This window comes from Streptomyces sp. NPDC025793, assembly GCF_055558375.1.
The window spans coordinates 91,265-104,535 of the sequence record NZ_JBVHMR010000007.1; the positions used below are offsets into that span (position 1 = coordinate 91,265).

Consider the following 13,271-nt stretch of genomic DNA (forward strand, 5'->3'; position numbering starts at 1 on the left):
CGGAAACGGGCCCGTACCGCGGCTCAACGGGCCGGCGGCACCTCCCGCCCGGTACGGTCGTACGCCGACAGATGGCGGTACGGCCAGGTCTGGCGCCAGTCCGAGCCGGTGTCGTCGACCTTGCAGCCCGCCAGCTTCAGCCGCTCGACGATCTTGCCCAGCGCGGTCGCCGAGCCGTCGAACCGGATGACGTTCATCCCCCCGATGTCGGAGATCGCGCGCAGCGCGCCGATCTCCACCATCAACGTCCGTTCCGGATAGGCCATCAGCACCATGCCCAGCTCGATCAGCACGTTCGGCCGGGGCTGACCGGTCGGCTCGCTCTCGTACGGCGGCTCGTTCGGGCCCCGGAGGTCCGGGTGCAGCTGCACGACGTCGTCCGGGGTGAGCAGCACCAGCGCCGCCTGGGCCTGCGCGGGGGCCTGGGCGATGACCTCGCCCAGAAACGGCGCCGTCTTCCCCGTGGCCCTGACCAGGTCCTCCCACTCCAGCGGGCGCAGATCGAGCAGGCGCAGCAGGTCGAAGATCTTCAACCGCGCCTCCTCGTCCCGCCCGTGGACGACGAAGACGCTGCGGGCGCGGTCCCGGGAGGGACCGGAACCGCCCTGTCCGGCACCCGACGGCCGGGGGTCCGACGGCCGGGGGGCCGCCGGGGCGCCGCCGTCGTAGAAGTTCTGCGTCCCCGAGTTGACGGTGCCGCTGTTGTCGTTCACGAAGTTGTTGTTGTGGCCGAAGTCGTTGCCGAGCCCGAAGTCGTTGCCGGTCATGAGGTTCCCGCCCCCTGGCCGCCGTCGGAGCCGTGATGTACGTTCTGCGTCCCCGAGTTGACGTTGCCGTGGTTGTTCTCGACGTGGTTGTTGTGGTGCCGGTAGTCGTTGAGGATGTTCATCTGGCGGGCCTCGTGCTCCGCGAGGTCGACGTGGTGCGCCTGCAGGAAGTCACGGACGAACTGGAGCAGTTGGCGCTCCACGATCTGCGTGTACTTGATCGTGTCCGTCTCCTGGAAGAAGACGTGGAAGTCGGCGCTGGTCGCCAGCTCACGGACGCTGGTGAGCGCGCCGGTGTTCCGCACGGGGACGGCGTAGCGGCCGAGGCGGAACTCACTGGGGTCGTTCGTGCGCACCCGGATGCCGTTCCCCCGCCCGGTCAGGGCCGGCAACCAGGAGAACAAGGCCCCTACGGCCGCCCCGGGCGTGGCCAGCAGGGTGTCCGCGGCGACCCTGAGCAGCAGCCGGCCGTTCAGGCCGGCCGGGAGCCGGTCCACCAGGTGGAAGCTCCTCTGGATCGGTGCCAGCACGTACGAGTAGAACTCGGTGTGCAGGGTGTTGCCCTTGAGGTCGAAGCCCACGAACGCCGTGGTGACCAGTTCCTGGTTCCAGGAGCCGACCCGGACGCACAGATACACGCGCTGTGCGTCGTAGCCCTCCGCCCAGCCGGCGCCGCGGTGCTCCCGGTCCGGCTCCCGCCCGCCGGGACGGTCCGTCGTGACGGCCCGGGTGAACGCGGACTGTTCGACGGCGAGCCCGCCGATCCGCTCCGACCGGCGTGCCCGGTCGCGCAGTTCCGCGTTCATACGCCCGGCGACGTAGTCGGTGATCTCCTGCGCGGTGAAGGGGATGACCTCCTTGCGCCGGGGTTCCTGGCCGCTCCCGGCCGTGGGGGTGCCCGCGCCGCTGCGGTGCTGTTCGAGCACGGTGGCCCGCGCCCCGATCAGCAGCTCGGCCGTGGACCACCGGCGCACCTGGCCACCGGCGCCGACGAACGGCTTGTAGCCGCCGTACCGGATCAGACTGCCGTCCGCCGTCTGCTCCCGGTTGATCTTCTCCACCGTCCGGGCCGTCAGCAGGGGGTGGTCCGGGTAGGAGCCGTCGAACCCGCCCTTCGCGCCCGCCGGACCGGTGCCGGCGCGCAGCCGGTTCGTGAGCGTCTGCAGCGTGACGACCCGCCGCAGATACGCGGTGACCCACACCAGCCACAGCATCGTCAGCAGCGCGACGAACCCGGACAGGACACCGGCGGTCATGAGGACGAGCGTGCCGGCGAGGCCCGCGCCGAGGACGGCGAGCCGCAGCCGGTGCAGCCGGCGGGCGGCCAGCGCGTGGGCGAGGACGGGGACCGCGTCGTACCCGTACGACGGTGCCACGACCCGGGACGGGTGGGTCAGGACACGGATGACCTCGGACCGGTACCCGGGGTCGAGATAGGTGCCGGCGCACAGCAGCCGGGTGGCGTCGCTCGTGGCGTCCGGGGACGTCCGGCCCGGGACCGGGTCCACCGGTTCCGGCGGCGGAGCGGGGACGGAAAGGATGTCACTGGCCATGTCTTCACAGCTCCGCTCTGCTCAGTCGGCCGGGGTGACCGAGGCGTCGGTGATGACCCCGTCCACGACCGTGTACCGGCCGCTGTACGACTTCTGCGTGCCGTCGGTCTGCTGCGCGAGCAGGCTCACGGAGACGGTCGTGCCCTGGACGGACGCGACGCTGACGGTGTCCTGCGCGGTGCCGGCGAAGCCCGCCACGAAGGAGGAGTAGGACGAGTCGAGGTTCTTGCCGCCGAGGTCCCAGGCGGTCTTGAAGTCACGGTTGTTGATGGCGGCGAAGTACCGCTGCACCGTCGCGCCGGGATCGGCCGCGCCGTCGGCACCGGGGGTGGTGCTGTCCGTGCCGGTCGGGCTCTGTGTGTCGGCCGGGCTCTGCGTGTCGGCCGGGCTCGGGGAGAGGCCCGTGGCGTCCGTGCTGCCCGTGCTCTCCGCGCCGTAGGTGGTGGAGGTGGTGGAGGTGTCCGGCGTCACCGGATCCGGGACGGAGGGCTGGTAGGAGTAGCCGCCGTTGCCGGTCACGGTGCCGGGCGCGGATCCGCCGCCGTCCGAGGCCAGGTGGGGCAGGACGGCGGTCAGGAGTATCAGCAGCAGCGGGACGCCGGCGATGATCAGCGCGTACGTCCGTTCCTGCCCGGCGGCGGGTAACAAGCCCAGCGGCTTGTAGGTGTGGTTCATGGGTCCTCGCAGCTCCCGGCAGACCGGCCGGGTCTCGCTCGTCTCGTGCGGTACGAACGGAGCCACCTTGCCCGACCCCTGCCGGACTTCGGCCGGTTTCAGCGCTTCCGAAGCGCTTCCGATCCGGCCCCGGGGCCCGGACGCACGGGAGCCCCCGGCCGACGACGGCCGAGGGCTCCTGCGCTGCCTTGCGGGGCGGGGGTCAGGCGAGGCCCGGACCCCGGACCGGGATCGACGTGAACGTCGGCTGCGGGGCCGGGTCCTGGAAGAAGTCGTTGCCCTTGTCGTCCACCACGATGAACGCCGGGAAGTCCTCGACCTCGATCTTCCAGACGGCCTCCATGCCCAGCTCCTCGTACTCCAGGACCTCGACCTTCTTGATGCAGTCCTGGGCGAGGCGGGCGGCGGGGCCGCCGATGGAGCCGAGGTAGAAGCCGCCGTGCGCGTCGCACGCGGCGGTGACCTGCTTGCTGCGGTTGCCCTTCGCGAGCATCACCTTGGAGCCGCCGGCGGCCTGGAACTGCTCCACGTAGGAGTCCATCCGGCCGGCCGTCGTCGGACCGAAGGAGCCGGAGGCGTAGCCCTCGGGGGTCTTGGCCGGGCCCGCGTAGTACACCGGGTGGTCCTTCAGGTACTGAGGCATCTCCTCGCCCGCGTCCAGCCGCTCCTTGATCTTGGCGTGCGCGATGTCGCGGGCCACGACCAGGGGGCCGGTCAGCGAGAGCCGGGTCTTGACCGGGTACTTGGTCAGCTCGGCGAGGATCGTGTCCATCGGCTGGTTGAGGTCGATCTTGACGACGTCGGAGGACTCGTCGAGGTGCTCGTCGGTCGTCTCCGGCAGGAAGCGCGCCGGGTCGGTCTCCAGCTGCTCCAGGAAGACGCCCTCGGCGGTGATCTTCGCGACGGCCTGGCGGTCGGCCGAGCAGGAGACGGCGATGGCGACCGGGCAGGACGCGCCGTGGCGCGGGAGGCGGACGACGCGGACGTCGTGGCAGAAGTACTTGCCGCCGAACTGCGCGCCGATGCCGATCTTCTGCGTCAGCTCGAAGACCTTCTGCTCCAGCTCCTTGTCCCGGAAGCCGTGGCCCAGCTCCGAGCCCTCCGCCGGGATCTCGTCCAGGTAGTGCGCGGAGGCGTACTTCGCGGTCTTCAGCGCGTACTCGGCGCTGGTGCCGCCGACGACGATCGCCAGGTGGTACGGCGGGCAGGCGGCCGTGCCCAGCGAACGGATCTTCTCCTCCAGGAACTTCATCATGGAGGCCTCGTTCAGGACGGCCTTCGTCTCCTGGTACAGGAACGACTTGTTCGCGGAGCCGCCGCCCTTCGCCATGATCAGGAACTTGTAGGCGCCGCCGTCGGTCGCGTACAGCTCGATCTGCGCGGGGAGGTTGGAGCCGGTGTTCTTCTCGTCCCACATGGTGAGCGGAGCCATCTGCGAGTAGCGCAGGTTGAGCTTGGTGTAGGCGTCGTAGATGCCGCGCGACAGGGCCGCCTCGTCGCCGCCCTCGGTGAGGACGTTCTGCCCGCGCTTGCCCATGACGATCGCCGTGCCGGTGTCCTGGCACATCGGGAGCACGCCCGCCGCCGCGATGTTCGCGTTCTTCAGCAGGTCCAGCGCGACGAACTTGTCGTTGCTCGACGCCTCGGGGTCGTCGATGATGCGGCGCAGCTGGGCGAGGTGGGCCGGGCGCAGGTAGTGCTGGATGTCGTGGATGGCCTCCTCGGCCAGCGTGCGCAGCGCCTCCGGCTCCACCTTGAGGAACGTCCGCCCGTCCGGTCCCTCGACGGTGGACACGCCCTCGGAGGTCACCAGCCGGTACGGGGTGGTGTCCTCGCCCTGGGGGAGCAGATCGGTGTACGCGAACTCAGGCATCTCAGCCCATTCCTCACTGTGACGGACGGCCGCCCGCCGACGCTGGCGGGCCTCACCAGCGTAGAACCTGCCGCCGACACGGAACCTGTGAGGTAAGGCTCAGTTCGACACGCCCGGGGCGTCCACACCCCTAGTCGCGATCTATCGCGTTTCGGTACCCTGCTGTCGTGGACCTTCAGAAGCCCGCCCGTACTCATGACAACGACGCCGCCGCGGCGAGCGTCGCCGAACTGCGCGCCTCGGACGCCGACCGCGACCGGGTCGCCGACATCCTGCGCGAGGCCCTCGCCGAGGGCCGGCTGACCGCCGACGAGCACGCGGAGCGCGTCGAGGGAGTGCTGCACGCCAAGACGGTGGGCGAGCTGGACGTCTTCATCCGTGACCTGCCCGCCGCCCACCAGCGGTCGGCCGCCCCCGCCTACGCGCCCGTGCCGCCCCGCCCCGCCGAGGGCGCGATACCCCACGAGGCGGACGCCAACGTGGTCGCGGTCTTCAGCAGCGCCGTGCGCCGCGGCCGCTGGCGCGCCGGGCGCCGGCTGCACGCGTACTCGGTCTTCGGCAGCGTGGAGATCGACCTCAGCGAGGCGATCTTCGAGTACCAACAGGTCGTGATCAAGGCGGTCTCGGTCTTCGGCGACGTCCAGATCCGTGTCCCGGAGAACGTGTCGCTGCGCGGCACCGGTGGCGGCGTCCTCGGCAACTTCGAGGTGGACACGCTGGATTCGGTCGACACCGACGCCCCCGTGGTCTACGTCGACGGCTGGGCCGTCCTCGGCAACGTGGAGGCGCGGCCCAAGCGCGGCAAGCGCATCGGCGACATCCTGGAGCGGGTCCAGAGCAAGGTCGACCGCAAGCTGGAGCGGGTCCAGGACAAGGTCGACGGGAAGTTGCGCAAACACCTGGACCGTTGACAGTCGCGAATCCGCCGGTGACGGGAAGGCCGGTTCCCCCGCGCGGCGAATCCTGGGGGCGTGAACGAGCCGTCGCGCGCCTGCGGTTGGGAACGCAGTGCATAGGCGCACGCACAGCGGGTAGGCCTTGCTGCATCGTCTCTCGCTCGCGAAGCCGTCGTCAGGAGTAGACCCGTGCTGCAACCGCCGCATTCGTCCCTGCAGGTAGCTGCCGTTCCGGCCCAGCGGGTGCCGACGCGGGACAGGGACCAAGACGCCCCCTGGCACACCGAGGCGGTGTGCCGGCGCGACGAGGCCGGCCTGTTCTTCGCTCCCTCGAAAGAGCCGACCGCGGCACGGCTGTCCCGCGAGGAGGCGGCCAAGCGCGTCTGTGCCCGCTGCCCCGTGATGGTCGAGTGCCGCGAGCACGCCCTCCTCCAGCCCGAGCCCTACGGCGTCTGGGGCGGCCTGACGGCGGCGGAACGCCGCGTGGTCCTGGCGAGGCGCCGCCGCAGGGAGATGGAACTGAAGAAGGCGGCGCGGGCGACGGCGGCGAACAGGATGGCGGGCTGAGCGTCCCGAAGGGGCGCGGGGAACTGCGCGAGCGACCACGATCGACCCGCGGTCGCCGGCGTTCCACGCGCCCCCTCTGAAGAGGCGCCCCGGCCCCGGACCTACTTGGCCTTGTCGAAGTCGATCGCGCTGTACGCCCGCAGCTTGCGCAGCCGGTGCTCGGAGTCGATCCGCCGTACCGTCCCCGACTTGGACCGCATCACGATCGACTCGGTCAGCGCGGTCTCCGAGCGGTACCGCACACCGCGCAGCAGCTCGCCGTCGGTGATACCGGTGGCGACGAAGAACACGTTCTCACCCGAGACCAGGTCGTCCGTGGTGAGCACCCGGTCCAGATCGTGCCCGGCGTCGATCGCCCGCTGCCGCTCCACGTCGTCCTTCGGCCACAGCTTGCCCTGGATCGTGCCGCCCAGGCACTTCACCGCACAGGCCGAGATGATGCCCTCGGGCGTGCCGCCGATGCCGAGCAGCAGGTCGACGCCGGTGCCCTCGCGCAGCGCGTACACCGAGCCGGCGACGTCGCCGTCGGAGATCAGCTTGATGCGCGCGCCGGCCTCGCGGACCTCCTTGATCAGGCCCTCGTGCCGCGGCCGGTCGAGGATGACGACGGTGACGTCCTCCGGCGCGGACCGCTTGGCCTTGGCGATGCGCCGGATGTTCACGGCGACCGGTGCGTTGATGTCGACGAAGTCCGCGGCCTCGGGGCCGGTGACCAGCTTGTCCATGTAGAACACGGCGGACGGGTCGAACATGGCGCCGCGCTCGGCGGCGGCCAGGACGGCGATCGCGTTCGGCATGCCCTTGGCCGTCAGCGTGGTGCCGTCGATCGGGTCGACGGCGATGTCGACCTCCGGGCCGGTGCCGTCGCCCACGCGCTCTCCGTTGAAGAGCATCGGGGCTTCGTCCTTCTCGCCCTCGCCGATGACGACGACGCCGTTCATGGACACGGTCGAGACGAGGGTCCGCATGGCGCGCACCGCGGCGCCGTCGGCGCCGTTCTTGTCGCCACGCCCCACCCAGCGGCCGGCCGCCATGGCGGCGGCCTCGGTCACCCGGACGAGTTCCAGGGCGAGGTTGCGGTCGGGAGCCTCGGAGGGAACATCGAGCTCGGACGGCAGGTGATGATTTTCGGTCATCGGAGCGCACCTTTCTGATACGGCGACGGCCGGATGAGGGTTTGGCCCTGACTCTATCGTTAGGCAGACAAAATGAGCAGGGGACCCCACGGATGAGCGCTTGGGGCACCTGCGACGATAGGGGGCGTGGCAGGTTCCAAAGGCAAGCAGAAGACGGCCCGGGACATGATCCTCTCCCTGGCCCTGATCGGCATCGCGGCGCTGGCCGTCTACTTCGTCGCCATCCCGCACGACGACCACGCCCCCGACGTCAAGCGCGTCGACTACCAGGTCGAGCTCATCGGGGCCCGTCGGGCGGCGAGCTACCCGGTCGCGGCTCCCGCGGGCCTGCCGGACAGCTGGAAGGCGACCTCCGTGCGGTACGACGCCGAGAACCAGCGCTGGCACCTGGGCTACCAGACCCCGGACGGCCAGTACGTGCAGCTCGAACAGTCCACGCAGCGGCCGGCCGACTTCATCGACGACGCCAGCCAGGGCGCCTCGGCGACGAAGCGGACCCAGACGATCGGCGGCCGCACCTGGACCCACTACACCGGCGGCCGCTACGACGCCCTCGTGCTGGACGGCACGCACGGCTCCACCACGGTCGTGGCGGGCACCGCGTCCTTCGGCGAGATGGCGAAGCTGGCGGCGGCGCTGAAGACCGGGTGACCTGCCCGCACCCGGCGCACGACGAAGGCCCCCGGCGGTGCTGGGGGCCTCTGTCATGTCGTGCGTCCGGTCGCGCCGGCCGGCTCAGACGGTCGTGATGACGTCCTCGTAGGCCAGGCGCGGGGAGCGCGGGAACCAGGCGTCCGCGCCCGGCTTGCCGATGTTGACGACCATCAGCGGGGTGTGGTCGGCGTCCAGGAACTCCTTCTGGACGCCCGCGAAGTCGAGACCGGTCATCGGACCGGCGGCGAGGCCGGCGGCCCGGACGCCGATGATGAAGTACGCGGCCTGGAGGGCGGCGTTCAGGGCGGCGGCACCCTCGCGGGCCGGGCGCTCGGCGAAGAAGACGTCCTTGGCCTGCGGGAAGTGCGGGAAGAGGGTCGGCAGCTCCTCGTGGAACTCGTTGTCCGCGGAGAGGATCGCGACCAGCGGGGCGGCGGCCGTCTTGGGCTGGTTGCCCTCGGCCATGTGCTTCACCAGGCGCTCGCGGGCCTCGGCGGAGCGGACCAGGGTGATGCGCAGCGGCGACTGGTTGAAGGCGGTCGGGCCGTACTTGACCAGGTCGTAGATCGCCTGGACCTGCTCGTCGGTCACGGGCTCGTCGGTGAAGGTGTTCGCGGTGCGGGCCTCGCGGAACAGCAGGTCCTGGGCGGCGGGGTCAAGAACAAGAGACATGCGTGAACTTTCTGGGTGGCGCCTGTTCCGACGTACCGGACCGCGGTCCGGATCGGCTGACAGGACGACCCTACGACAGCGAAGTTCAATCTTCAACAAAGATGCGGGTGCGGTGACCCGCTTCACAGCCGCCGGGCGGCGCCTACTCGGCGTCCTCCTCCTCGGCCTCCTCGGCGAGCGCCGCGTCCAGCCGGGCCCGGGCGCCCTCCAGCCACCGCCGGCACACCTTGGCCAGCTCCTCGCCGCGCTCCCACAGCCCCAGGGACTCCTCCAGCGACGTACCGCCCGCCTCCAGGCGCCGTACGACCTCGATCAGCTCGTCCCGAGCCTGCTCGTAGGAGAGCGCCTCTTCGACCTTGTCCGTCATTCGCCTGCCTTCACTGTGAATTCACCCTCGGCCACGCGGGCGCGCAGCGTCTCGCCGTCCGTCACCTCGGCCGGATCCCGCACCACGTGCCCGTCGGCCTTCTGGAGCACCGCGTAGCCGCGCCGGAGCGTCGCCGCGGGGGAGAGGGCCACCACGCGCGCGTGCGTGTGCGTCAGCTCCGAGTCCGCGCGGTCCAGGAGATGACCGAGCGTGCGCCGGGAACGCTCGACCAGCGAGGCGACATGGTCCGACCGCTCGTCGATCATCCGGTGCGGATCCTCTATCGAGGGGCGGGCCAGGGCATGGGCCAGCCCCCGCGCCTCGCGCTCCACGAACGCCTCCACACACCGCCGGGCCCGGCCGCGCAGCATCCGCACCCGCTCCAGCTCCTCGCCCACGTCCGGCACGATCTTCTTGGCGGCGTCGGTCGGGGTGGACGCGCGCAGGTCCGCGACATAGTCCAGCAGCGGGGTGTCCGGCTCGTGCCCGATGGCGGAGACGACGGGCGTACGGCACTCCGCCACGGCGCGCACGAGCTGCTCGTCGGAGAAGGGCAGCAGATCCTCCACGCTGCCGCCGCCGCGCGCGACGACGATGACGTCCACGTCCTCCAGTGCGTCCAGCTCCTTCACCGCCTGCACGACCTGCGGTACGGCGTGCACACCCTGCACCGGGACGTTGCGCACCTCGAAGCGGACGGCGGGCCAGCGGTGCCGGGCGTTCTCCAGCACGTCCCGCTCCGCGGCGGAGGCGCGGCCGCAGACCAGCCCGATCAGCTGCGGCAGGAACGGCAGCGGCTTCTTCCGCTCCGCCGCGAACAGCCCCTCGGCGGCCAGCGCCTTCTTCAACTGCTCCAGCCGGGCCAGCAGTTCACCGACGCCGACGGGTCTGATCTCGGCGGCGCGCAGGGACAGCTGACCACGCGGGGCGTACCACTCCGGCTTGGCCAGCACGACGACGCGGGCGCCCTCGCCGACCACATCGGCGACGGCGTCGAACACCTGCCGGTAACAGGTCACGCCGACGGAGATGTCGTACGACGGATCCCGCAACGTCAGGAACACGACGCCCGCGCCGGGCCGCCGCGACAACTGCGTGATCTGCCCCTCGACCCACACCGAGCCGAGCCGGTCGATCCACCCCCCGATGAGCCGGGAGACCTCACCGACCGGGAGGGGGGCTTCGGGGGAGGTGTTGGCAGCCATGCGACCGAGAGTATCGGGGCACACCGACAACACCCCCCACACCACCCGGCGCTGGCCCGGCCCCGCCCCACCACAGCCCCGACCCCGGCCCGGCTCACCATGGTTACGGCCCGGCCCGGCCCCGGCCTCGCCCCGGTCTGACCCGGCCCTGCCTCGGCCTGAGCCCGGCCCTGGCTCGGTCCCGGTCCCGGCCCCGCCTTGGCCCCGCCCCGGTCTCGGCTCCGGCTCCGCCGAGGCCTCGGCCCTGCCACGCCCAGCCCCGGTCTCGGCCGCAGCACCGCCCCGGCCCCAGCCCGGCCCGGTCCCGCCTTGGCCGCGGCTCGGCCCCAGCCCGGTCACGGCGCCCGCCACACGTCGCCCGGCCCCCTCCCCGTCCGGCCCCAGCCCCGCTACCCGGGAGCCCCTGTCCGGATCCGCTGTGCCACCAGCACCAGCACACCGATCACCAGCCACACCGCGCCCACCACCTGGGCCGGCCCGCTCGCCTCCGCGATGACCGCGACCGTGATCGCCGCCCCGGTCACCGGTACCAGCACATGCCGCCACCAGCCGACCGGCTCCGGTCCCCGGCGCCGCACGGCGAAATAGCCCACCACGCTCGCGTGCAGCAGCGTGAAGGCGGTCAGCGCACCGATGTCGACCACCGAGACCAGCCTGTCCAGGCCGTCGCCGCGCCGGGCCGCCCAGCCCGCCGCGAGCAGGGTGACGACCGCCGAGCACAGCAGGGCGACCCGCGGCACCCCGCCGTCCGTCCGGGACAGGGCACGGGGCAGGCGGCGGTCCCTGCCCATCGCGAACAGCAGGCGCCCGGCCGCCGCCTGCGCGGCGAGCGCCGCGAACGCCGCCCCGATCGCCTTGCTCGCGGCCACCAGGTCGTGCAGCCAGCGCCCGACGGAGGCGTCCACGGCGTCGTAGAAGGCGGAGCCCTGCCGGGCCGGATCGGCGGCCAGCCGCGCGGACGTCGTCGGCTCCAGCAGGGCCACCAGGTACGTCTGCGCCACGAACAGCGCACCGGCCAGCGCCAGGCAGAACAGCAGCGCCCGCGCGACCTTCGCCGAGCCCCCGGTGACCTCCTCGGCGAACGTCGCGATCGCGTCGAAGCCCAGGTACGACAGAACCGCCACCGACACCGCGCCGATCACCGCCGACAGCGCGAACGAGCCCTGGGAGCCGTCGTCCGACAGCGGGGACAGCCAGCCCCGCGTCGCCCCGTCCCGCGCGAGGACGACGACCGCCGCCACCATGAACACCGCCAGGACGACGATCTCCATCGCCAGCACGAGGAAGCCCACGCGCGCGGCGGCGCGCACGCCCCACAGGTTCAGCAGCGTCGTGACGACCACCGCGAGCGCCGTCCACACCCAGCGGGACGCCTGGGGAACCAGCGCGTTCATCGCGATGCCCGAGAAGAGATAGGCCACCGCCGGGATGAGGACGTAGTCCAGCAGCGCCATCCACCCCGCGACGAACCCGGCCTCCCGGCCGAGCCCCACGCGCGCGTAGGCGAACACCGAGCCCGCCCGCGGTACGACCCGCACCATCTGCGCGTAACTGAACGCGGTGAACCCCATCGCGACCGTCGCCACCACGTACACCAGCGCGACCGCCCCGTGCGACCGGGCGTCCAGCGTGCCGAACACGCCCACCGGCGCCATGGGGGCGATGAACAGCAGCCCGTAGACCACCAGGTCCCGGAACCCGAGGCTGCGCCGCAGCCGGTGCCGCTCGTCGTCCGTGGGAGCCTTCGTGCCGGTGTCGGACATGCCCACCAGTCTTCCCCGCGTGGTCACGCGCACGCGATCGCTGCGCGCCCGAACGCCGGTCGAACGCGGCCGAAGGCGGGCCGGCGCGGGCTTTACGATGGGACGCATGACCTCTTCGACTGGCCGCCGTGTCCTGCTCGCCGCACCCCGTGGTTACTGCGCGGGTGTGGACCGCGCCGTGATCGCCGTCGAGAAGGCCCTCGAACAGTACGGGGCGCCGATCTACGTCCGGCACGAGATCGTCCACAACAAGTACGTCGTGCAGACCCTGGAGAAGAAGGGCGCGATCTTCGTCGAGCGGACCGAGGAGGTGCCGCCCGGCAACATCGTGATGTTCTCCGCGCACGGCGTCGCCCCGGTCGTGCACGAGGAGGCCGCGCGCGGCCGGCTCGCCACCATCGACGCCACCTGCCCCCTGGTCACCAAGGTCCACAAGGAGGCCGTCCGGTACGCCAAGGAGGACTACGACATCCTCCTGATCGGCCACGAGGGCCACGAGGAGGTCATCGGCACCTCCGGCGAGGCCCCCGAGCACATCCAGCTCGTGGACGGCCCCGGCGACGTCGCCAAGGTCGAGGTCCGCGACCCCTCGAAGGTGGTCTGGCTCTCCCAGACCACCCTCTCCGTGGACGAGACCATGGAGACCGTCGACGCCCTGAAGACCAAGTTCCCGGGCCTCGTCTCCCCGCCCAGCGACGACATCTGCTACGCGACGCAGAACCGCCAGCTGGCCGTGAAGCAGATGGGCGCCGAGGCCGAGCTGGTCATCGTGGTCGGCTCGCGCAACTCCTCCAACTCCAAGCGGCTGGTCGAGGTCGCCAAGCTGGCCGGCGCCCGCGACGCCCACCTGGTGGACTTCGCCGCCGAGATCGACGAGGCCTGGCTGGAGGGCGTGAGCACCGTCGGCGTCACCTCCGGCGCCTCCGTGCCCGAGGTGCTGGTCGAGCAGGTGCTGGACTGGCTCGCCGAGCGTGGCTACGGCGACGTGGAGCTGGTCAGGGCGGCCGAGGAGTCCATCACTTTCTCGCTGCCCAAGGAACTCCGCCGTGACCTGCGCGAAGAGGCCTCCGAGCTGGTCGCCGAGCGCGGCGGGAGCGGCGCGGCCGAATCGTGAGCGCGGCGTGACTGTCAGTGGTCCGTCGT

13 protein-coding genes are annotated in these 13,271 nt (G+C 71.6%); 4 read left to right on the forward strand and 9 right to left on the reverse strand.

Annotated elements, in window-relative coordinates:
- Positions 1-23: 23 nt before the first annotated feature.
- The 4 genes from ACZ4MF_RS16235 to ACZ4MF_RS16250 form a co-directional block, all read right to left on the reverse strand.
- Positions 24-767, reverse strand: coding sequence for a TIR domain-containing protein (locus ACZ4MF_RS16235; protein ID WP_467492645.1), 744 nt, complete (start codon positions 765-767; stop codon positions 24-26).
- Positions 764-2,320, reverse strand: coding sequence for a hypothetical protein (locus ACZ4MF_RS16240; protein ID WP_467492646.1), 1,557 nt, complete (start codon positions 2,318-2,320; stop codon positions 764-766). The genes ACZ4MF_RS16235 and ACZ4MF_RS16240 overlap by 4 nt, the downstream gene beginning before the upstream one ends.
- Before the next feature lie 21 nt (positions 2,321-2,341).
- Complete coding sequence (locus ACZ4MF_RS16245) at positions 2,342-2,995, reverse strand: hypothetical protein (RefSeq protein ID WP_467492647.1); 654 nt, start codon at positions 2,993-2,995, stop codon at positions 2,342-2,344.
- Positions 2,996-3,197: 202 nt separating this feature from the next.
- On the reverse strand, positions 3,198-4,868 hold the full coding sequence (locus ACZ4MF_RS16250; protein WP_467492648.1) for a fumarate hydratase: 1,671 nt from the start codon (positions 4,866-4,868) through the stop codon (positions 3,198-3,200).
- Positions 4,869-5,035: 167 nt separating this feature from the next.
- On the opposite strand from ACZ4MF_RS16250, the gene ACZ4MF_RS16255 reads away from it, so the two are divergent.
- The gene (locus ACZ4MF_RS16255; protein WP_467492649.1) at positions 5,036-5,779 is read left to right on the forward strand and encodes a DUF1707 SHOCT-like domain-containing protein; all 744 of its coding nucleotides are present in this window, start codon (positions 5,036-5,038) and stop codon (positions 5,777-5,779) included.
- Between the two features lie 174 nt (positions 5,780-5,953).
- Positions 5,954-6,331: a WhiB family transcriptional regulator gene (locus tag ACZ4MF_RS16260; protein WP_356026456.1), complete on the forward strand. Its 378-nt coding sequence runs from the start codon at positions 5,954-5,956 to the stop codon at positions 6,329-6,331.
- 101 nt (positions 6,332-6,432) lie between these two features.
- On the opposite strand, the gene glpX is transcribed toward ACZ4MF_RS16260, so the two are convergent.
- Positions 6,433-7,467 carry a class II fructose-bisphosphatase gene (gene glpX, locus ACZ4MF_RS16265; protein WP_356026459.1) on the reverse strand — a complete coding sequence of 345 codons (1,035 nt, stop codon included), beginning with the start codon at positions 7,465-7,467 and terminating at the stop codon, positions 6,433-6,435.
- Positions 7,468-7,593: 126 nt separating this feature from the next.
- On the opposite strand from glpX, the gene ACZ4MF_RS16270 reads away from it, so the two are divergent.
- The gene (locus ACZ4MF_RS16270) at positions 7,594-8,118 is read left to right on the forward strand and encodes a DUF4245 domain-containing protein (RefSeq protein ID WP_467492650.1); all 525 of its coding nucleotides are present in this window, start codon (positions 7,594-7,596) and stop codon (positions 8,116-8,118) included.
- Positions 8,119-8,202: 84 nt separating this feature from the next.
- Here the strand turns inward: ACZ4MF_RS16270 and ACZ4MF_RS16275 are convergent, their stop codons facing one another.
- The 4 genes from ACZ4MF_RS16275 to ACZ4MF_RS16290 all read right to left on the reverse strand — a co-directional run bounded on the left by ACZ4MF_RS16275 (position 8,203) and on the right by ACZ4MF_RS16290 (position 12,128).
- The gene (locus tag ACZ4MF_RS16275) at positions 8,203-8,793 is read right to left on the reverse strand and encodes a malonic semialdehyde reductase (RefSeq protein ID WP_467492651.1); all 591 of its coding nucleotides are present in this window, start codon (positions 8,791-8,793) and stop codon (positions 8,203-8,205) included.
- Between the two features lie 142 nt (positions 8,794-8,935).
- Entirely contained in the window at positions 8,936-9,160 is a 225-nt protein-coding gene (locus ACZ4MF_RS16280; RefSeq protein WP_362818431.1) for an exodeoxyribonuclease VII small subunit, read from the reverse strand.
- Positions 9,157-10,365 (reverse strand): exodeoxyribonuclease VII large subunit, encoded by a 1,209-nt coding sequence (gene xseA / locus ACZ4MF_RS16285; protein WP_467492652.1) that lies wholly within the window; start codon positions 10,363-10,365, stop codon positions 9,157-9,159. Before xseA ends, ACZ4MF_RS16280 begins: the two co-directional genes overlap by 4 nt.
- A gap of 389 nt (positions 10,366-10,754) precedes the next feature.
- Positions 10,755-12,128, reverse strand: a complete 1,374-nt coding sequence (locus ACZ4MF_RS16290) for an APC family permease (RefSeq protein ID WP_467492653.1) — start codon at positions 12,126-12,128, stop codon at positions 10,755-10,757.
- Between the two features lie 106 nt (positions 12,129-12,234).
- Here ACZ4MF_RS16290 and ACZ4MF_RS16295 point away from each other — a divergent pair, with 106 nt between their 5' ends.
- Positions 12,235-13,242, forward strand: a complete 1,008-nt coding sequence (locus tag ACZ4MF_RS16295) for a 4-hydroxy-3-methylbut-2-enyl diphosphate reductase (RefSeq protein ID WP_467492654.1) — start codon at positions 12,235-12,237, stop codon at positions 13,240-13,242.
- Positions 13,243-13,271: the final 29 nt, after the last annotated feature.